Below are 19117 nucleotides of genomic sequence, written 5' to 3'. Positions count from 1 at the left end.
GGTGACCCTCCTGGGATGCGCACGGTGCTGAGCGCGGCGAGCGCCGAAGTGCTCGCGGTCGATGCGGCGCCGAATCCCTGGTTCGACCCGTCCTACGTGACGTCCAACTGGGACACCATTGTGGGCTACCTGGGCGAGCACGTGCGGCTCACCGTCGCCGCGGTCGTGCTCGGCGCGCTGATCGCGCTGCCGCTGGCGCTGCTGGCCCGTCGCAGCGGGTGGCTGGCCGGGCCGGTGCTCGGCCTGTCCACGCTGATCTACACGATCCCGTCGCTGGCGATGTTCGCCTTCGTCGCGCCGATCACCGGCATCACCGCGACCACCGTGCTCATCGGCCTGGTCCTGTACTCGCTGGTGATCCTGGTCCGCAACTTCCTCGCCGGCCTGCAGGCGGTGCCCGCCGACGTGCGGGAGGCAGCGCGGGGCATGGGCTACGGGCCGGTCCGGCTCTTCTGGCAGGTCGAGCTGCCCCTGGCGCTGCCGGCGTTCATGGCCGGCATCCGGGTCGCCACCGTGTCGACGGTCGCGCTGGTCACCGTGGGTGTCATCGTCGGCCACGGTGGGCTCGGCCAGCTGATCACCGGCGGGTTCGCGGCGAACTTCTACCGCGCGCAGATCGTGACCGGCGCCGTGGGCTGCGTCCTGCTCGCCCTGCTCGCCGACCTGCTCCTGGCGGGCGCGGAGCGCCTGCTCACCCCCTGGGCCCGGGGGACGCGGGCGTGAACCGGATCGGCGACGCGCTCGTCTACCTCAACGACCCGTTCAACTGGAGCCGGGCCGGGGGCATCCTCGACCTGCTCGCCGAGCACCTCCGGATCTCGGTCCTCGCCGTGCTGGCCGCGATGCTCGTGGCCCTCCCGGCGGGGGTCCTGCTGGGGCACACCGGCCGCGGGGGCGCGTTCACCGTGGCGCTGTCCAACGTCTCCCGCGCCGTCCCGACGCTGGCGCTGCTCACCATCTTCGCGGTCACCCCGATCGGCTTCGGGCCGACGGCGACGACCATCGCCCTGGGCGTCTTCGCCGTCCCCCCGATCCTCACGAACACCTACGTCGGCTTCCGGGGGGTGGACCGGGACGTCGTCGAGGCCGCGCGGGGCATGGGCCTCTCGGGGCCACAGGTGGCGATGCGGGTGGAGCTGCCGCTGGCCGCTCCGCTCCTGATGACCGGCGTGCGCACCGCCGCCGTCCAGGTCGTGGCCACCGCGACGCTCGCCGCCCTGGTGGCCGGCGGCGGGCTCGGCAGCATCATCACGCTGGGCTTCCGCCAGCAGGACTACGGCGCCGTCGTCGCCGGCGCGATCCTGGTCGCCGTCCTCGCGGTGCTCACCGAGCTGCTGCTGGTGGCCGTGTCGTGGGTGCTCACCCCGGGGGAGAAGCGGCTGCCCTTCCTCCGCGCCCGGCGGGCCACCGCGGTGCCCGAGCCGACCTCCGCGGGTGTCCCGCTCTGATCACGCGTCGGTAACGGAATCCCGCAGGCGGTCATCTCGATTGCGTTGCGTGCAACAGAGCGGTTCGATGGTGCCGCGGGAGTCCTCCCGCCAGACACGCGTGGCTGCAACACGGCGGCCACGGGACACAGAAGGCGGGCTCATGCGCGCACGTACCCGGTATTTCGTCCCCCTCGCCATGGCCGCGGCCCTCACCGCTGCCTGCGGCGAGTCCGGCTCCTCCGGCACCGGCGGTGCCGCCGACGGCAGCGCCGCCGGTGGTGACGCCCAGGCGTCGGGTGAGGCCTGCGCCCCCGTCGCCGGTGACCAGCTGGTCGTGCTCGAGGACGACCAGCAGCTGCAGAACGCCGACAACATCATCCCAGCGGTCAACGCCGCGGCGGCCGAGGCCAACCCGGCGCTGCTCGAGACGCTGAACAGCATCTCCGCGGTGCTGACCACCGACGACCTGATCGAGATGAACGCCGCCGTCGACGTCCAGCGGCAGGCCGTGGACGAGGTGGCGGCCGCCTACGTCACCGAGCAGGGGCTGGACTCCGGGGTCAGCGGCGGGAGCGGCTCGATCGTCGTCGGCGCCGCCGACTTCACCGAGTCGCAGGTCCTGGCCACCGTGTACGCCGACGTGCTCACCGCGGCCGGCTTCGACGCGAGCGTCCAGACGGTGGGCAACCGCGAGCTGTACCTGCCCGCCCTGCAGCGCGGCGAGATCCAGGCATTCCCCGAGTACCTCGCCACCGTCACCGAGTTCATCGAGGGCGACGACGCCACCGAGGTCGCCTCCGGCGACGTGGAGGCCACGGTGGAGGCGCTGACGCCGCTGGCCGAGGGCTACGGCCTGGTGTTCGGCGAGCCGGCCGAGGCGGCCGACCAGAACGCCTTCGCCGTCACCCAGGAGTTCGCCGACCAGGTCGGCGTGACCACCCTCTCCGAGCTGGCCGACGCGTGCGGCGACGGGTCCCTGGTGCTCGGCGGGCCGGGCGAGTGCCCGACGCGCCCGGCCTGCCAGCCGGGGCTGGAGGAGACCTACGGCCTCGACTTCGCGAGCTTCGAGGAGTACGACGCCGGTGGCCCGCTGACCAAGGCCGCCATCCAGCAGGGCGAGGTCTCCATCGGCCTGGTCTTCAGCTCCGACGGCGCCCTCGCCCAGCAGTAGGGGACGTCCGTCCTGGCTCACCGTTCGGGGTCCTGGCTCACCGTCGATGCTGAGCCAGGACCCGGAATGATCAGGTCACCTGATCATTCCGGGTGCCAGCCGCCGGGGGGCAGCAGCTCCCCGGCGGCCACGGGCGTCGCGATCCGGTTGCCCTCCGGGGCCAGCGGGCAGGACCAGCGCGGGTCGTAGGCGCAGGACGGGTGGTAGGCGAAGTTGAGGTCGACCACCAGCCGGTCGCCGTCGCCACCGAGGTCGGCCCCCTTGACGGTGTCGAGCAGGTAGCGCCCGCCGCCGTAGGTCGTGTCACCGGCGCTGCCGTCGCGCAGCGGCAGGAACACGCCGCCGCCGTAGAGCGCCACCCACCAGACGTCGAGCCGGCCCACGCCGGGCAGCGTCACCGCGCCGATCCGGTCCAGCGGGACCACCCCGTCGGCGGCCGTGGGCACCTCCAGCCGCAGCGGCGCGGCGGGCTCCAGCGCCGGCTCGAACCGCAGTGCCGGGTCGTACGGGGCCACCGGCAGGCCGGTGAACGCCGCCCGGGCGGCCGCGTCGAGCGGCGACTGGGGGTGGCCGGCGAACAGCTCGTCCCGCCCGGCGCGCCACCGCTGCCAGCCGTCCTCCGGATCGGTGGTCCGGACGGCGGCGTGCAGCGCGGCCACCCGGCGGCGCCAGTCCAGCAGTGAGAGGGTCACCGCAGCACTCTGGCACTTCCGACCACGGTCGGCACGGGAGCGGCTCCTCCCCGTGAACGCCGCACGTCGCTACGCTGAGCGCATGCCTGCTCGCGAGGACGACGACGTCGCCCGCGGCCCCGCGCAGCCCGGTTCCCGGACGCTGCTCCAGGCCGGCGGCTTCGTGCTCGCCGCGGGGGCCACGCTGGCGGTCTTCCTGACCGACGACGCCCAGCTGCTGCGGATCGCCGTCGTGGCCGTGGCCTGGGCGTTCGTGCTCGCGACGTTCGCCGCGGGGCGGCGCGGTGCCGACCAGGTGCGCGCCGCGGCCCGCGAGGCCGACCTGCGCCGCGCCTACGAGCTGGAGCTGGAGCGCGAGGTCGCCGCCCGCCGGGAGTACGAGCTGGAGCTCGAGAACGAGTTGCGCCGCGAGACCGAGGAGTCGATGCGCGAGGAGCTCGACGCGCTGCGCGGGGACATCGCGGCCCTGAGCGGCCTGCGCGACGAGGTGGCGCGGGTGGCCGGCATGCGGGGCGACCTCGCCGCGCTCGGCGGGCTGCGCGACGAGGTGGCCCGGGTGGCCGCGCTCCGCGACGAGGTGGCCCGGGTGGCCGGGCTCCGCGACGACGTCGCCGCCCTGACCGGTCTGCGGGGCGAGCTGGGCCAGCTGGCCGCGCTGCGCGAGGACATGGGCCGGCTGCGCGTGGAGCTGAGCGAGCAGCTGTCCAGCGAGATGCTGGTCGAGCGGATCGTCATGCGCACGCAGGCCGGCCGGCTGCCGGGGGAGGCCACCCGGCTCGACGGACCGGCCCGCACCCTCGACGGCGGGGCGACGTGGAGCGACGAGGCGCCGCCCCGCGAGCTGACCGGTGGCTGGCCGGCGATCCGGCTGGACGAGCCGCGCCCCACCCAGCAGTTCGAGCAGGTCCGCACCAGCACGTGGTCCGCGGCGCCGTCGCCGGCGACCACGTCCTTCCCGGCGCCGACCCCGCCCGCCCGGGTGCCGGCCGCCGCGCCACCGCCGTCCGTGCCGCGCCCCCCGGTGCCGGCCGCCACCCGCCGTCCGGCGCCCCCGGCCACCGCCGTCCCCCCGGCCACCGCCTCGGCACCGCCGGTGCCGGCACCGGAGTTCGGCCGGCACGACCGCTCCGCGGCGCACGAGGACGACCCGCACCTCGGCTCCCGCCGGTCGCGGCACGCGGCCGGGGGCCCGCCGCCGGCCGACCCCCCGCCGTCCCCGCTGGAGTGGCTGGCCGCCCGATCGCTGATCGACGTCCCGGCCGACGACGCCCCCCGCCGCCGGCGCACCGACGACTCCGCGCCCCCGCTGCCCGGTGCGGCGGCGGCCACGACCCAGCACCCGGCGGTGACGCCGCACTGGGCGGCGCCGCAGCCGCAGGCGGACGGCGTGCCCGGTCCGGACGCGCCGGACCGGCTCGCGCAGATCCTCGCGGAGAACGGCGTCAGCGCCGCCTCGGGCGGTCGCCGCCGGCGGCGCTACCGCGACGACGACGAGTCCGACGACGTCCTGGCCCGGGTGCTCGGGCGCTGAGCCGGGTCAGCGCGGGCCGCGCGAGAGCCCGCCGCCGTCGATCACCAGGGTCTGGCCGGTGACCCAGCCGGCGCCGTCGCCCAGGAGGTAGGCCGCGGCCTCGCCGATGTCCTCGGGGGTGCCCAGCCGGGCCATCGGGTAGACCTTCGCGGCCTCCGCCTCGCGGCCCTCGTACAGGGCCCCGGCGAACCGGGTCTTCACCACCGCCGGCGCCACCGCGTTCACCCGCACCTTCGGCGCGAGCTCCACGGCCAGCTGGGTGGTCAGGTTGATCAGCGCCGCCTTGCTCACGCCGTAGGCGCCGATCTCCTGCGAGGACCGGAGCCCCGCCACGGAGGCGACGAACAGCACCGACCCGCCGTGCTCGGACATCCAGGCCCGCCAGGCCTCCTGCACGAGGCCCAGTGCCCCGACCACGTTGGTGTCGAGGATCTTCCGGCAGGCGTCGAGATCCAGGTCCATGAGCGGCCCGTAGGCCGGGTTGATGCCGACGTTGCCGACCAGCACGTCGAGGCTGCCGAACGTCTCCACCGCCGTGCGGACGGCGGTCGCCCGGTGCTCCGGGTCGCCGGCGTTGCCGGCCACCGCCACGGCCACCTCCGGGCCGCCCAGCGCCTCGACCGCCTCGGCCAGCGCGTCCGGCTTGCGGGCGGTGAGCACCACCTTCGCCCCGCGGTCGACCAGGCTCCGGGCGATGCCCAGGCCGATGCCCCGGCTGCCGCCGGTGACCAGTGCGGTGCGTCCCTCGAACGTGTGCACGCTGCCTCCTTCGCCGATGTGCCGGCCGTCACGGTAGGGGGACGGGTGCGCCCGCCGCCCGCCGGGGGCTCCCGAGGGGCGTGAGCCACGACACAGCAGTCAGGCGTTGCGACGGGCGCACACTGGACAGAGACTCGCCACCGGCAGGTCGCCCGCGTGACACAGACGGTTGCAGCGGACGCCGGCCGGCACGACCGGCACCACCAGCACGACCGCGATCCCCGACCGCGGAGATCGCGCCCGACGTCCGGTACCCGCCAGGGACTGGAACGAGAGGTGCACCGATGCCTGCTGCTCGCAGGACCGCCCGTCCGGTGCGGGGCCCGGCCCCCGCGCCCGCCCGCCCCTCCGACGCGCCCGCCCGCCTCCGCGTGGGCGTCATCGGCGCCGGCCGCGTCGGCGCCGTCCTCGGCGGCGCGCTCGCCGCCGCCGGCCACGACGTCGTCGCCGCCTCCGGTCTCTCCGCCGCCTCCGCCGAGCGCGCCGCCCGGCTGCTGCCCGGGGTCCCGCTGCTCCCGGCCGACGCGGTGGTCGCCGCCGCCGACCTGGTGGTCCTCGCCGTGCCGGACGACACCCTCCCCGGCCTCGTCGCCGGCCTCGCCGAGACCGGTGCCTGGCGGGCCGGTCAGCTGGCCTTCCACACCTCCGGCGCCCACGGGCTGGCCGTCCTCGCGCCCGCCGAGCAGGCCGGGGTGCTCCCGCTCGCGCTGCACCCGGCGATGACCTTCACCGGCGCACCCGAGGACGCCGACCGCCTCACCCTCGCCCCCTTCGGCGTCACCAGCCGCCCGGAGCACCGCCCCGTGGCCGAGACGCTGGTCCTGGAGATGGGTGGCGAGCCGTTCTTCGTCGCCGAGGGCGACCGCGCGCTGTACCACGCGGCGCTGGTCACCGGCGCCAACCACCTGGTCACCCTGGTCGCCGAGGCCGCCGCGCTACTGCGCACCGCCGGCGTCACCGAGCCGGCCCGGGTGCTGGCCCCGCTGCTCGGCGCCGCCCTCGACAACGGCCTGCGCCGGGGCGACCGCGGGCTCACCGGGCCGGTCAGCCGGGGCGACGCCGGCACCGTCGCCCACCACCTGGCGACCCTCGCCGAGCGCGCCCCGGACTCGGTGGCCGCCTACGTCGCGATGGCCCGGCGCACCGCGGAGCGGACGCTCGCCGCCGGCCGGCTGAAGCCGCACGAGGCCGCGCCGGTGCTCGAGGCCCTGGCCGCAGCCCGGCACGGGACCCCCCTCCGATGAGCGTCGTCGGCACGCAGCCGCCGGCCCGCCCCGCCACCGCCCCCGCCGTCGCCGAGTCGGTCGCCGAGCTACGCCGCGTGGTGGCCGGGCTACCCGGCCCGGTCGCCCTGGTGCCGACCATGGGCGCGCTGCACGAGGGGCACCGCACCCTGGTCCGGCACGCCCGGGCGCGCGCCGGCAGCGTCGTCGTCTCCGTGTTCGTCAACCCCACCCAGTTCGGGCCCGGTGAGGACTTCGACCGCTACCCCCGCACCTGGGACGCCGACCTCGCGGCGCTGGCCGAGGAGGGCGCGGACGTGGTCTTCCACCCGCCGGTGGCGGAGGTCTACCCGCCCGGCGCCGTGGGCGTCACCGTCGACCCCGGTCCGCTCGGCTCGGTGCTGGAGGGTGCGGTCCGCCCGGGGCACTTCGCCGGCGTGCTCACCGTCGTCGCCAAGCTCTTCGGCCTGGTCCGCCCCGACCTCGCGCTGTTCGGCGAGAAGGACTACCAGCAGCTGACCCTGATCAGGGCGTTGGCCCGGGAGCTGGCGCTGGGGGTGGAGGTCGTCGGCGTGCCGACCGTCCGCGAGGACGACGGGATGGCGCTGTCCAGCCGCAACCGGTACCTCGACCCGGAGCAGCGCCGCACGGCGGCGGTGGTGAACCGGGCGCTGCGGGCCGGCGCCGCCGCCGGTCCGCAGGGGCCCGGCGCCGTCCTCGCCGCCGCCCGGACCGTGCTCGCCGAGGCGCCGCAGCTGGTTCAGGACTACCTCGAACTCACCGATACCGACCTGGGGCCGTCGCCCGCCGCCGGTCCCGCCCGCCTGCTGGTCGCCGTCCGCGCCGGCAGCACCCGACTCCTCGACAACACCGCCGTCCAGCTGGGAGAGCCCCGATGATGCGCACGATGCTCAAGTCCAAGATCCACCGCGCCACGGTCACCCAGGCCGACCTGCACTACGTGGGTTCGGTGACCGTCGACGAGGACCTCCTCGACGCCGCGGACCTGCTGCCCGGTGAGCAGGTCGCGATCGTCGACATCACCAACGGCGCCCGGCTGGAGACCTACGTCATCCCCGGTGAGCGGGGCACCGGCGTGATCGGCATCAACGGCGCGGCCGCGCACCTGGTGCACCCCGGCGACATGGTCATCCTGATCAGCTACGGCCTGATGGACGAGACCGAGGCCAAGAGCTACATCCCCAAGGTGGTGCACGTCGACGGCGCCAACCGCGTCGTCGAGCTCGGCGGGGACCCGTCGGCCCCGGTGCCGGGCGCTCCGGACCAGCGGCGCAGCGACCTCGGCGTGCCGGTCCGGTGACCGGGCGGGTGCTCCCGTGCTGCTGACCGTCGACGTCGGCAACAGCCAGACCGTCCTCGCCACCTTCGACGGCGACCGGCGGGTCGGCTCCTGGCGGGTGACCACCGCGCCGCGGGCCACCGCCGACGAGCTGCGCATGCTCTGGCGCGGGCTGCTGCGTGACACCGAGGTCACCGGCGTCGCCGCCTGCTCCACGGTGCCCGCGCTGCTGCCGGCCCTGCGGCAGCTGCTGGACTCCCTCGAGGTGCCGGTGGTGCTGATCGGCCCCGGCGTGCGCACCGGCGTCCCGCTGCACGTGGACAACCCCCGCGAGGTGGGCGCCGACCGGGTCGTCACCGCCCTGGCGGCCGCCGAGCTGTTCGGCCGCGCGCCGGACGGCGGCCGTCGCCCGGTGGTCGTCGTCGACTTCGGCACCTCCACCAACGTCGACGCCGTCGGCCCCGACGGCCAGTTCCTCGGCGGCGCCCTGGCCCCGGGCGTGGAGGTGAGCCGGGACGCGCTGGCCAGCCGGGCCGCGCAGCTGCGCTCGGTCGAGCTGACCTGCCCGCCGCAGGCGATCGGCAAGAACACCGTCGCCGCCCTCCAGTCCGGGCTGGTGCTCGGCTTCGCCGGCCTGGTGGACGGGCTGGTCGCCCGGATCGCGGCGGAGATCGTCGGCCAGTTCGGCACCGCGCCGGTGGTCGTCGCCACCGGCGGGCTGGCCCCGCTGCTGGTCGACAGCTGCCGGTCGATCCAGGCGCGCGAACCGGACCTGACCGTGCACGGGCTGCGGCTGGCCTTCCAGCGGCAGCAGGCCGCCGAGCGGCGGGCGGGGGCCCCGTAGGCTCGGCCCCCGTGACGGACGTAGGACCGAACGGGCCAGGCAGCGACGACACCGGCGCCGAGGAGCTGCCGGAGCAGATGCGGGTCCGCCGCGCCAAGCTCGACCGGCTGCGCGATGCGGGCGTCGACCCCTACCCGGTCAGCGTGCCGCGCACCACCACCCTCGCCGGGGTCCGCGCCGCCCACCCCGAGCTGGAGCCGGACACCATGACCGGCGAGCGGGCCGGCGTGACCGGCCGGGTGATCTTCGTCCGCAACACCGGCAAGCTCTGCTTCGCCACCCTGCGCGAGGGCGACGCCGAGCTGCAGGTGATGCTCTCCCGCGACCGCGTCGGCGAGGAGTCGCTGGCCGCCTGGAAGTCCGACGTCGACCTCGGTGACCACGTCTTCGTCGACGGCGAGATCGGGACCTCCCGCCGCGGCGAGCTCTCGGTGTTCGCCGACTCCTGGCAGCTGACCGCCAAGGCGCTGCGCCCCCTCCCGGTGGCGCACAAGCCGATGAGCGAGGAGCTGCGGGTCCGCCGTCGCTACGTCGACCTCATCGTGCGCGACGAGGCCCGGCGCACCGTGCGCCAGCGCGCGACCGTCATGTCGACCCTGCGCGCCGGGCTGGGCTCCCGCGGCTACCTCGAGGTCGAGACGCCGATGCTGCAGACGGTGCACGGGGGAGCGGCTGCCCGGCCGTTCCGCACCCGGATGAACGCCTTCGACCTCGACCTCTACCTGCGCATCGCACCCGAGCTGTTCCTCAAGCGGTGCATCGTCGGCGGCCTGGACCGGGTGTTCGAGATCAACCGCAACTTCCGCAACGAAGGCGCCGACAGCTCGCACTCGCCGGAGTTCGCGATGCTCGAGGCCTATCAGGCCTACGCCGATTACCAGGTGATGGCGACCGTCACCCGGGAGCTGATCCAGGAGTGCTCCGCAGCACTTTTCGGTGACCACGTGGCCCGCCACCACGACGGCACCGAGGTGGACCTGTCCGGGGAATGGCCGCAGATCCCGCTGTACACGGCGGTGTCCGACGCGCTGGGCGAGGAGATCTCCCCGGAGACGCCGATCGAGCGGCTCCGGCAGCTGGCCGAGCAGCACGACGTCGGCGTCGACCCGGCGTGGATCCACGGCAAGCTGGTCGAGGAGATCTTCGAGGCACTGGTCCAGCACACGCTGGAGGCGCCGACCTTCGTCGTCGACTACCCGGTGGACACCTCGCCGCTCACCAGGGCGCACCGCTCGACGCCGGGCGTGGCCGAGAAGTGGGACCTCTACATCGGGGGGATCGAGCGGGCCACCGCCTACTCGGAGCTGGTCGACCCGGTGGTGCAGCGGGAGCGCTTCACCGCCCAGACCGCGCTGGCCGCCGCCGGCGACCCGGAGGCGATGGCGCTCGACGAGGACTTCCTGGAGGCGCTCGAGTACGGAATGCCGCCGACCGGCGGTATGGGCATGGGGATGGACCGGCTCATGATGACGCTGACCGGTCTCGGAATACGCGAGACGATCCTGTTCCCGTTGGTCCGCCCAATCAGTTCCGTATAGCCCGTATCCCCGGTGTCATCCGAATGGGCGCCATCGCCTCCGCCATTACGGAAAAGCAGTTACTCGTGCTTCAATGGACCCCGCACCCGCTGGGTGCTATTTCCGTCCGGCTCCCGGGCCGCAGCGAAAAGCGAGGAACGAATGGCGCGCAAGGTCCAGGTCATCCTGAGCGACGATCTCGACGAGAATCTCCCGGCCGACGAGACCGTGAGCTTCTCGCTCGACGGCACCTCGTACGAGATCGATCTGGCGGAGCAGAACGCCTCGGAGATGCGTGACGCCTTCGCCCGGTACGTCTCCGCGGCCCGGAAGGTCGGCCGCGGTGCCGGCCGGGCCTCCGGCGGCGGCCGGTCCCGGGCCACCGGTGGCGGCGGCCGCATGGACCGCGAGCAGGCCGGCGCCATCCGCGACTGGGCCCGCAAGAACGGCCACGCGGTCAGCGACCGCGGTCGCATCCCGGCCAGCGTCGTCGAGGCCTACGAGGCCGCGCACTGACGACGGCCTCCGCACGTCCGGCGACGGCCCGGTTCCCCACGCGGGGAACCGGGCCGTCGGCGTCCACGGGGGCGGCACGCCGTCGTCCGCTCACGGCGTAACGGGGGCGGAACACCACCTGCGCGGGGGCCGTTGCACCGAGCAGCCATCCACCGCACCGTCGCACGACGACGGGGTGACGTGGTCCGCGACTACAGTGGAAAGACCGGTGCCCCCGCGCGCCGACGGACGTCGGGTGCTCCTTCCCAGAACGGGGAGGGCAGTGCCGGACCAGCCGGTCAGAGGAGAAGCAGCAGATGTTCGAACGGTTCACCGACCGAGCCCGCCGAGTCGTCGTCCTGGCCCAAGAAGAGGCCCGGATGCTCAACCACAACTACATCGGCACCGAGCACATCCTCCTGGGCTTGATCCACGAGGGTGAGGGCGTCGCTGCCAAGGCCCTGGAGTCCCTGGGCATCTCGCTCGAGGGCGTCCGCCAGCAGGTCGAGGAGATCATCGGGCAGGGCCAGCAGGCGCCGTCCGGTCACATCCCCTTCACGCCGCGGGCGAAGAAGGTCCTCGAGCTGTCCCTGCGCGAGGCCCTCCAGCTCGGCCACAACTACATCGGCACCGAGCACATCCTGCTCGGCCTGATCCGCGAGGGCGAGGGCGTCGCCGCCCAGGTGCTCGTGAAGCTGGGCGCCGATCTCAACCGCGTCCGCCAGCAGGTCATCCAGCTGCTCTCGGGCTACCAGGGCAAGGAGCCGGCCGCGGCCGGCGGCCCCGCCGAGGGCACGCCGTCGACCTCGCTGGTCCTCGACCAGTTCGGCCGGAACCTGACCCAGGCCGCGCGCGACCAGAAGCTCGACCCGGTCATCGGGCGGGCCAAGGAGATCGAGCGGGTCATGCAGGTGCTGTCCCGCCGCACCAAGAACAACCCGGTCCTCATCGGCGAGCCCGGCGTCGGCAAGACCGCCGCCGTCGAGGGGCTGGCGCAGGCGATCGTCAAGGGCGAGGTGCCCGAGACGCTGAAGGACAAGCAGCTCTACACCCTCGACCTGGGCGCGCTCGTCGCCGGTTCCCGCTACCGCGGTGACTTCGAGGAGCGGCTGAAGAAGGTTCTCAAGGAGATCCGCACCCGCGGCGACATCATCCTGTTCATCGACGAGATCCACACCCTCGTCGGGGCGGGCGCTGCCGAGGGCGCGATCGACGCCGCGAGCATCCTCAAGCCGATGCTGGCCCGCGGTGAGCTGCAGACCATCGGCGCCACCACGCTGGACGAGTACCGCAAGCACCTGGAGAAGGACGCCGCCCTGGAGCGGCGCTTCCAGCCCATCCAGGTCAGCGAGCCGACCCTCGCCCACACCGTGGAGATCCTGAAGGGCCTGCGCGACCGGTACGAGGCGCACCACCGGATCAGCATCACCGACAGCGCCCTGGTGGCCGCTGCGACGCTGGCCGACCGGTACATCTCCGACCGCTTCCTGCCGGACAAGGCGATCGACCTGATCGACGAGGCCGGCGCCCGGATGCGGATCAAGCGGATGACCGCCCCGCCGGACCTGCGCGAGTTCGACGACAAGATCGCCGGCGTCCGCCGCGAGAAGGAGTCGGCGATCGACGCGCAGGACTTCGAGAAGGCCGCGTCCCTGCGCGACACCGAGAAGCAGCTGCTGGGCGAGAAGGCCGAGCGCGAGAAGCAGTGGAAGGCCGGCGACATGGACGTCGTCGCCGAGGTCGACGACGAGCAGATCGCCGAGGTGCTGGCCAACTGGACCGGTATCCCCGTCTTCAAGCTCACCGAGGAGGAGACCACGCGTCTGCTCCGCATGGAGGACGAGCTCCACAAGCGGATCATCGGCCAGGAAGAGGCCATCAAGAGCGTCAGCCAGGCGATCCGGCGCACGCGTGCGGGCCTCAAGGACCCGCGCCGTCCGGGTGGTTCGTTCATCTTCGCCGGCCCCTCGGGTGTCGGTAAGACCGAGCTGGCCAAGGCGCTCGCGCAGTTCCTCTTCGGTGAGGACGACGCGCTCATCCAGATCGACATGGGTGAGTTCCACGACAAGTTCACCGTGTCCCGCCTGGTCGGTGCCCCTCCCGGTTACGTCGGGTACGACGAGGGTGGCCAGCTGACCGAGAAGGTGCGGCGCAAGCCGTTCTCGGTGGTCCTCTTCGACGAGATCGAGAAGGCGCACGCGGACGTGTTCAACACGCTCCTGCAGGTGCTGGAGGACGGCCGGCTCACCGACGGTCAGGGCCGCATCGTGGACTTCAAGAACACGATCCTGATCCTCACGACCAACCTCGGTACGCGGGACATCTCCAAGGCCGTGGGTCTCGGCTTCCAGGCCGGGAACGACGACCAGTCGAACTACGACCGGATGAAGCTCAAGGTCAACGAGGAGCTCAAGCAGCACTTCCGGCCGGAGTTCCTCAACCGCATCGACGACATCGTCGTGTTCCACCAGCTGACCGAGAACGAGATCATCCACATCGTGGACCTCATGCTCGCCCGCCTCGAGACCCAGCTGAAGAACAAGGACATGGCGATCGAGGTCACCCCGGCGGCGAAGAAGCTGCTGGCGGCCCGCGGGTTCGACCCCGTCCTGGGTGCCCGGCCGCTGCGCCGGACCATCCAGCGCGAGATCGAGGACGCGCTGAGCGAGAAGATCCTCTACGGCGAGCTGACCAGCGGTCAGATCATCGTGGTCGACGTCGACGACGCCGAGGGGCCCGCGCAGAAGTTCACCTTCCGCGGTGAGGCGAAGCCGCTCGACCTGCCCGACACCCCGCCGGTGGCCCTCTCGGGCGCCGAGGGTGACGAGGAAGGTCCCGCGGCCGCGGCCGAGTAACGAGCGCAGCACCGACAGGGGCCGCTCCCACCGCGAGGTGGGGGCGGCCCCTGTCGTGTGTCGTGACATGGCGATCCTCCGGATCGCACCGCGGCCAATTGCCGTACCCCTGCTGCGACGAGCCCTTTCGTCGACCCGCGTGGAAGCCTCCGGCCCCACCCCGCAGGCCGACCCTCGCAGGGCGCCTCACGTCGGAAGGGTGAAACTTCCATCCGGTGTCTGCTCGACCAGGCCGTCGGCGAGCAGGGAGTCCAGGCAGCGGCTGCGCTGGGCCGCGTCGTCCCAGGCCGGTTCCAGGGCGGCGGGGTCCACCGGTTCCTCCGCGGCGCGCAGCACGTCGAGCAGGCGGCCGCGCACCTGCCGGTCGGTGCCGGCGAACTTCTGCACCCGGCGGGGTGGCCCGTCGTGCGCCGGCGAGCCGGCCAGCCGCCAGGCGCAGCGGTCGCGCACCGGGCACGCACCGCACCGCGGGGTGCCGGCGACGCACACCAGCGCCCCGAGCTCCATCACGGCGACGGAGAACCGCACGGCGCGGGCGTCGTCCTCCGGGGCGAGGGCCGCGATGTCCGCCAGGTCGGCGGCGCGGGCGTTCCCGGCCTCCGCACGACCGTGCACCAGCCGGGCCACCACCCGCCGGACGTTGGTGTCGACCACGGGCTGGCGACGGCCGTAGCCGAAGCAGGCCACCGCCCGGGCGGTGTACGTCCCGACGCCCGGGAGCGCCTCGAGCGCGGCGACGTCCGCCGGGACGACGCCGTCGTGCCGCTCGGCGACCGCGATCGCCGCCTCGCGCAGCCGCAGCGCCCGGCGCGGGTAGCCGAGCTTCCCCCAGGCCCGGATGACCTCCGCCGGCGGCGTGGCCGCCAGATCGGCGGGGGTGGGCCACCGCTGCATCCACGAGCGCCAGACGGGCTCCACGCGCGCGACCGGGGTCTGCTGGAGCATCACCTCGCTGACCAGCACGGCCCAGGGATCGATGCCCTCGGTGCGCCACGGGAGGTCGCGGGCAGCCGCCGCGTACCAGTCGACGATCGACTCGCCGGCCGGTGCGGAGCCGGCGGTGGAGGACTGACCGGTCACGGGTGTCCAGTGTGCCGTGCGGGCGGCGCGGCGCGGCGAGCGGACCAGTCCCGACCGGGCGCACTACCGTTCCCGGCGTGCTGCACCCGGTCGGTCCGCTGCCCGCCGCCGTCTACTGGCGGCGCCGGCTGACCGTGCTGGCCGTCCTGCTGGCCGTCCTGGCACTCCTGACCTGGCTGGTCGTGAGCCTCGTGCAGGACGACGAGGGGACCGCCACGACGCCGACCGCGGCCACCGAGCCGGTGGAGCAGCCCGCGCTCGAGCAGGTCGTCCCCTCATTCGCGCAGGTCCGGCCGCCGTCGACCGAGCGGTTGACCGCCCCGCCGCCCCCACCCCCGCCCGCCCCGGAGGTGCCGGCCGGGCCCACTCCGGGCGGCCCGTGCACCGGCGACATGCTCCGGCTGGAGGTGCGCACCCCCGGGCAGGCGGCGGTGGGCAGCAAGCCGACGTTCGAGCTGGCGGTGACCAACACCTCGACGGTGCCCTGCGTCCGGGCGCTGGACAAGCAGCTGCAGGAGCTGGTGATGGTCGACGCCGCCGGCGCCCGGGTCTGGGGCAGCAACGACTGCTTCCCGGAGAGCAGCAGCGACCAGCGCACCCTCGCGCCGGGGGAGACGGTGGTCTTCCCCGTGGTCTGGGGCGGGCTGACCAGCGAGCCGGGCTGCGCCGCCGCGCGGGTGACGCCGCCGCCGGGCAGCTACGTGCTGCGCGGCCGGCTCGACACCCTGGTCTCCGGCGACGCCCCGCTCACCCTCGGCTGACGGGCTCCGCGTCGTCGCCGGGACGAGGCGTCAGCTGTAGCGGTCGAGGATCGACGTCTCGGCCAGCCGGGACAGCCCCTCGCGGATGCCGCGGGCCCGGGCCTCCCCGACGCCCTCGACGGCCAGCAGGTCCTCGATGGTGGCCGCCAGCAGCTTCTGCAGGCCGCCGAAGTGGTCCACGAGCCGGTCGATGATGCCGGCGGGCAGCCGGGGCACCCGGGCCAGCAGCCGGTAGCCGCGCGGGCTGACGGGGGAGTCCAGCGCGTCCGGGGAGGTGGGCAGCCCGTAGCACCGGGCGACGGCGGAGAGGTCGAGGAGCTCGGTCGCAGTCAGGGCGCGCAGGTCGGTGAGGACCTGGTCGATCGTGCGGGGGCGGCGGCCGCTGGGCGGGAGGTAGTCGCGCACCAGGAGCCCACGGTCCTCCTCGACGCCGGCGAGCATCTCGTCCAGCTGGAGGGCGAGCAGCCGCCCGTCGGTGCCGAGCTCGACGACGAAGCCCTCGATCTCGTCGGCGATGCGCCGGACCATCTCCAGCCGCTGGCTGACGCTCATCGCGTCGCGCACCGTGACGAGGTCCTCGATCTCCAGCGCGGAGAGGGTGCTGGCGACCTCGTCGAGGCGCAGCTTGTAGCGCTCCAGGGCCGCCAGGGCCTGGTTCGCGCGGGCCAGGATCGTCGTGGGGTGCTCGAGGGTGTACCGCCGGCCGGCGACGTAGACGCTGATGATGTGCATCGACTGGCTCACCGAGATGACCGGGAAACCGGTCTGCACGGCGACCCGCTCCGCGGTGCGGTGGCGGGTGCCCGACTCCTCCGTGGGCACGGTCGGGTCGGGCATCAGGTGCACGCCGGCGCGCACGATGCGGGTGCCGTCGTAGGAGACGATCACCGCGCCGTCCATCTTCGCCAGCTCGCGGAGCCGGGTGGCGGAGAGGGCCACGTCGAGCGCGAACCCGCCGGTGCACAGCGACTCGACCACGCGGTCGTAGCCGAGCACGATCAGGGCGCCGGTGCGGCCCGCGAGGATGCGCTCGAGGCCGTCGCGCAGCGCCGTGCCAGGGGCGATGCGGCCGAGGAGTTCGCGCAGGGCGATCTCGGGGTCCACAGCGGCGGGCACGAGCGCTCCTGACGGTCGAGTGGTACGGCGGCTGAGTCTACGTGCCCGGAGGAGGGCCCGGGCATGCTCGGGGTGGCCCCCGACGTGGGCGCCTCCCGATACGAGACCCTATTGGCTCAGAACATCCGGTGGAAGGCCGCCCCGAGATCGGGGACCTCGATCAGCCGCATGCCGGCCGGGGCGGAGCCGGCGTCCGGGGGGACCAGGGCGACCCGGTACCCCTGGCGGGCGGCCTCGGCGAGCCGGCGCCCGGTGCCGCCCACCCGGCGGATCTCACCGGAGAGCCCGACCTCGCCCAGGGCGACCGTCCCGGCGGGCAGCGGGGTGTCCTTGGCGGCCGAGGCGATCGCCAGCGCCAGCGCCAGGTCGGCGGCCGGCTCGGCGATGCGCACTCCACCGACCGAGGCCGCGAACACGTCCGCGTCGGCGAGCTTCACGCGCCCGCGCCGTTCCACCACGGCGTTGACCATGGCCACCCGCTGGGAGTCCAGCCCGCTGACCGCGCGGCGGGGCGATCCGCCGCCACTGGTGCTCGCCACCAGGGCCTGCACCTCGGCGAGCAGCGGGCGGCTGCCCTCCAGCGTGACGGTGACGCAGCTGCCGGGTACCGGGTCGGCCCGCCGGGACACGAAGAGGGCCGACGGGTCGGGGACGCCGACGACGCCGGCGTCCCCGATCTCGAAGCAGCCGATCTCGTCGGCGGGGCCGAACCGGTTCTTGGTGGCCCGCACCATGCGCAGCGTGGAGTGCCGCTCGCCGTCGAAGGAGACGACGACGTCGACGAGGTGCTCGAGGGTGCGCGGGCCGGCGATGGCGCCGTCCTTGGTCACGTGGCCGACGAGGATCGTCGTCATCCCCCGGGTCTTCGCCACGCCGGTCAGCGCGGAGGCCACTGCGCGCACCTGGGTGGACCCGCCGTCGGTGCCCTCGACGGCGGGGGAACGGACGGTCTGGATGCTGTCGAGCACCAGGAGCGAGGGGTTGACCGCCTCGACGTGGGCGAGGACCGCGGAGAGCTCCGTCTCGGCGGCCAGGTAGAGCTGGTCGTGCAGGGCGCCGATCCGCTCGGCCCGCAGCCGCACCTGCCCGGCTGACTCCTCACCGGAGACGACCAGCGCCGGACCGTTGGCGGCGGCGACGCGCTGGGCGACCTCCAGCAGCAGGGTGGACTTGCCGACCCCCGGCTCGCCCGCGACGAGCAGCACGGCGCCGGGCACCAGCCCGCCGCCGAGCACGCGGTCGAACTCCGCGATGCCCGTGGGGACCGCGCGGGCCCCGGCCAGCTCGACCTGGGCGATCGGCCGGGCGGGGGCGCTCACCTGCCCGGCGGAGACGGCGCGGAGACCGCTCGCCGGCGCTCCGGTCTCCTGCAGCGTGCCCCAGGCCTGGCACTCGGGGCAGCGGCCGACCCACTTGGCCGAGGCGTGACCGCACTCGGTGCAGCGGTGGGCGGGGCGAGCGGACTTCACTCCGGGGGCGGGCACGCCGCCGACGCTAACCGCCGGTTCCGACACTTCCCCGCAAACGCGCGACGGCGGCTCCCGGTCGGGAGCCGCCGTCGGCGGGTGGATCAGGTGCGGAGGTCAGTTCCCCGGGTTCCCGCCGCCGGCGGACTCGGTGTCCTCGCGGTTGGCTTCCTCGGCGCCGGACTCGCCCTCTTCCTCCTCGTGGTGGAAGTCGAAGGCCTCCTCGCGCTCGATGAACTCCTCCGGGGTCGCCACCGGGGTGCCCACGGTGACCTCCCCGGCGTTCTCGAAGGTGAGGACCAGCTCGACGCTCTGGCCGGTGGTCAGCGCCTCGTCCAGCCCGGACAGGGTGATCTCCGGGCCGCCCTCGGCGCCGACGAACACCGTCGAGCGGGCCGGGATCTCCAGCTCGCCGGAGCCGGCCGTCGAGTCGGAGGCGGTCTCCCCGGCGGGCGTCATGACGGCCTCGTCGAAGCCCTCGCCGCTGACGCCGGTCAGCGTGTCGTCCTCGTTGCCGCTGTTGACGACGGCCATCCGCACCGTGGCGTCGTCACCGGCCTCGTAGGCGCCGCCGCCCTCGGGGGAGTTGACCGCCACGGCGCGCAGCGTGATGTCGCCGACCTCGGCCATCGCGCCGACCTTGTCACGCTGCTGGGAGGCGGTCTGCGTCACCTGCCCCGCGCTGCACGCGGAGAGCGCGAGCGGGGAGAGGAGCAGAACGCCCATCGTGGCGGCGCGCAGAGCGCGATTCACAGCCGTCGACCTCCAGCAGGACCGGGCCGGCCACCGCGGGATCGGTGGCACGAAGACCCCAGGAGCGTATCGGTCGCCCCCGCGCCCCGCCCGGAGGGAGCCGTCGGAGCCGCGCGTCCCGGGT

18 protein-coding genes are annotated in these 19117 nt (G+C 74.3%); 12 read left to right on the top strand and 6 right to left on the bottom strand.

Annotated elements, in window-relative coordinates; genetic code table 11:
* The first annotated feature begins 15 nt into the window (after positions 1 to 15).
* The 3 genes from O2W17_RS07020 to O2W17_RS07010 all read left to right on the top strand — a co-directional run bounded on the left by O2W17_RS07020 (position 16) and on the right by O2W17_RS07010 (position 2601).
* Positions 16 to 723 carry an ABC transporter permease gene (locus tag O2W17_RS07020; protein WP_269191685.1) on the top strand — a complete coding sequence of 236 codons (708 nt, stop codon included), beginning with the start codon at positions 16 to 18 and terminating at the stop codon, positions 721 to 723.
* The gene (locus O2W17_RS07015; protein WP_269191684.1) at positions 720 to 1448 is read left to right on the top strand and encodes an ABC transporter permease; all 729 of its coding nucleotides are present in this window, start codon (positions 720 to 722) and stop codon (positions 1446 to 1448) included. The genes O2W17_RS07020 and O2W17_RS07015 overlap by 4 nt, the downstream gene beginning before the upstream one ends.
* Positions 1449 to 1590: 142 nt before the next feature.
* Positions 1591 to 2601 (top strand): glycine betaine ABC transporter substrate-binding protein, encoded by a 1011-nt coding sequence (locus tag O2W17_RS07010; RefSeq protein ID WP_269191683.1) that lies wholly within the window; start codon positions 1591 to 1593, stop codon positions 2599 to 2601.
* Positions 2602 to 2684: 83 nt separating this feature from the next.
* On the opposite strand, the gene O2W17_RS07005 is transcribed toward O2W17_RS07010, so the two are convergent.
* Entirely contained in the window at positions 2685 to 3293 is a 609-nt protein-coding gene (locus O2W17_RS07005; RefSeq protein ID WP_269191682.1) for a DUF1684 domain-containing protein, read from the bottom strand.
* 82 nt (positions 3294 to 3375) lie between these two features.
* Here O2W17_RS07005 and O2W17_RS07000 point away from each other — a divergent pair, with 82 nt between their 5' ends.
* Positions 3376 to 4824, top strand: coding sequence for a DUF6779 domain-containing protein (locus O2W17_RS07000; protein ID WP_269191681.1), 1449 nt, complete (start codon positions 3376 to 3378; stop codon positions 4822 to 4824).
* Positions 4825 to 4830: 6 nt separating this feature from the next.
* Here the strand turns inward: O2W17_RS07000 and O2W17_RS06995 are convergent, their stop codons facing one another.
* Positions 4831 to 5583: an SDR family oxidoreductase gene (locus O2W17_RS06995; protein ID WP_269191680.1), complete on the bottom strand. Its 753-nt coding sequence runs from the start codon at positions 5581 to 5583 to the stop codon at positions 4831 to 4833.
* A gap of 284 nt (positions 5584 to 5867) precedes the next feature.
* Between O2W17_RS06995 and O2W17_RS06990 the strand changes: the two genes are divergently transcribed.
* The 7 genes from O2W17_RS06990 (at position 5868) to O2W17_RS06960 (ending at position 13817) form a co-directional block, all read left to right on the top strand.
* Positions 5868 to 6827: a Rossmann-like and DUF2520 domain-containing protein gene (locus tag O2W17_RS06990; protein ID WP_269191679.1), complete on the top strand. Its 960-nt coding sequence runs from the start codon at positions 5868 to 5870 to the stop codon at positions 6825 to 6827.
* Positions 6824 to 7705: a pantoate--beta-alanine ligase gene (gene panC / locus O2W17_RS06985; RefSeq protein ID WP_269191678.1), complete on the top strand. Its 882-nt coding sequence runs from the start codon at positions 6824 to 6826 to the stop codon at positions 7703 to 7705. The genes O2W17_RS06990 and panC overlap by 4 nt, the downstream gene beginning before the upstream one ends.
* Positions 7702 to 8127: an aspartate 1-decarboxylase gene (gene panD, locus O2W17_RS06980; RefSeq protein ID WP_269191677.1), complete on the top strand. Its 426-nt coding sequence runs from the start codon at positions 7702 to 7704 to the stop codon at positions 8125 to 8127. The genes panC and panD overlap by 4 nt, the downstream gene beginning before the upstream one ends.
* A gap of 16 nt (positions 8128 to 8143) precedes the next feature.
* Positions 8144 to 8950, top strand: coding sequence for a type III pantothenate kinase (locus O2W17_RS06975; RefSeq protein WP_269191676.1), 807 nt, complete (start codon positions 8144 to 8146; stop codon positions 8948 to 8950).
* A gap of 11 nt (positions 8951 to 8961) precedes the next feature.
* The gene (lysS, locus tag O2W17_RS06970; RefSeq protein ID WP_269191675.1) at positions 8962 to 10488 is read left to right on the top strand and encodes a lysine--tRNA ligase; all 1527 of its coding nucleotides are present in this window, start codon (positions 8962 to 8964) and stop codon (positions 10486 to 10488) included.
* A gap of 141 nt (positions 10489 to 10629) precedes the next feature.
* On the top strand, positions 10630 to 10983 hold the full coding sequence (locus O2W17_RS06965; RefSeq protein WP_269191674.1) for a histone-like nucleoid-structuring protein Lsr2: 354 nt from the start codon (positions 10630 to 10632) through the stop codon (positions 10981 to 10983).
* 296 nt (positions 10984 to 11279) lie between these two features.
* Positions 11280 to 13817: an ATP-dependent Clp protease ATP-binding subunit gene (locus tag O2W17_RS06960; RefSeq protein ID WP_269191673.1), complete on the top strand. Its 2538-nt coding sequence runs from the start codon at positions 11280 to 11282 to the stop codon at positions 13815 to 13817.
* Between the two features lie 186 nt (positions 13818 to 14003).
* Here the strand turns inward: O2W17_RS06960 and O2W17_RS06955 are convergent, their stop codons facing one another.
* A complete protein-coding gene (locus O2W17_RS06955; protein WP_269191672.1) occupies positions 14004 to 14897 on the bottom strand; it encodes an A/G-specific adenine glycosylase in 894 nt (297 codons plus the stop codon).
* Positions 14898 to 14974: 77 nt separating this feature from the next.
* On the opposite strand from O2W17_RS06955, the gene O2W17_RS06950 reads away from it, so the two are divergent.
* Positions 14975 to 15658 carry a MucR family transcriptional regulator gene (locus O2W17_RS06950; RefSeq protein ID WP_269191671.1) on the top strand — a complete coding sequence of 228 codons (684 nt, stop codon included), beginning with the start codon at positions 14975 to 14977 and terminating at the stop codon, positions 15656 to 15658.
* A gap of 30 nt (positions 15659 to 15688) precedes the next feature.
* Here the strand turns inward: O2W17_RS06950 and disA are convergent, their stop codons facing one another.
* From disA to O2W17_RS06935, 3 genes are all read right to left on the bottom strand, one after another.
* A complete protein-coding gene (gene disA, locus O2W17_RS06945; RefSeq protein WP_269191670.1) occupies positions 15689 to 16774 on the bottom strand; it encodes a DNA integrity scanning diadenylate cyclase DisA in 1086 nt (361 codons plus the stop codon).
* A 116-nt stretch (positions 16775 to 16890) separates the two neighbouring features.
* Entirely contained in the window at positions 16891 to 18258 is a 1368-nt protein-coding gene (radA, locus tag O2W17_RS06940; RefSeq protein ID WP_269191669.1) for a DNA repair protein RadA, read from the bottom strand.
* Positions 18259 to 18357: 99 nt separating this feature from the next.
* Positions 18358 to 18993, bottom strand: a complete 636-nt coding sequence (locus O2W17_RS06935; RefSeq protein ID WP_269191668.1) for a copper chaperone PCu(A)C — start codon at positions 18991 to 18993, stop codon at positions 18358 to 18360.
* Positions 18994 to 19117 lie beyond the last annotated feature (124 nt).

Source organism: Blastococcus sp. VKM Ac-2987 (assembly GCF_026967805.1).
Lineage (GTDB): Bacteria > Actinomycetota > Actinomycetes > Mycobacteriales > Geodermatophilaceae > Blastococcus.
Note: the sequence above shows the minus strand (reverse complement) of the source record. Positions and strands in the feature narration are given on the sequence as shown.

Bases quoted from the DNA above. Each gene is read 5' to 3' on its own strand.
- O2W17_RS07010 (WP_269191683.1), top strand. From the start codon at position 1,591: ATGCGCGCACGTACCCGGTATTTCGTCCCCCTCGCCATGGCCGCGGCC.
- O2W17_RS07000 (WP_269191681.1), top strand. From the start codon at position 3,376: ATGCCTGCTCGCGAGGACGACGACGTCGCCCGCGGCCCCGCGCAGCCC.
- panD (WP_269191677.1), top strand. From the start codon at position 7,702: ATGATGCGCACGATGCTCAAGTCCAAGATCCACCGCGCCACGGTCACC.
- O2W17_RS06960 (WP_269191673.1), top strand. From the start codon at position 11,280: ATGTTCGAACGGTTCACCGACCGAGCCCGCCGAGTCGTCGTCCTGGCC.
- O2W17_RS06990 (WP_269191679.1), top strand. From the start codon at position 5,868: ATGCCTGCTGCTCGCAGGACCGCCCGTCCGGTGCGGGGCCCGGCCCCC.
- O2W17_RS07020 (WP_269191685.1), top strand. From the start codon at position 16: ATGCGCACGGTGCTGAGCGCGGCGAGCGCCGAAGTGCTCGCGGTCGAT.
- O2W17_RS06965 (WP_269191674.1), top strand. From the start codon at position 10,630: ATGGCGCGCAAGGTCCAGGTCATCCTGAGCGACGATCTCGACGAGAAT.
- panC (WP_269191678.1), top strand. From the start codon at position 6,824: ATGAGCGTCGTCGGCACGCAGCCGCCGGCCCGCCCCGCCACCGCCCCC.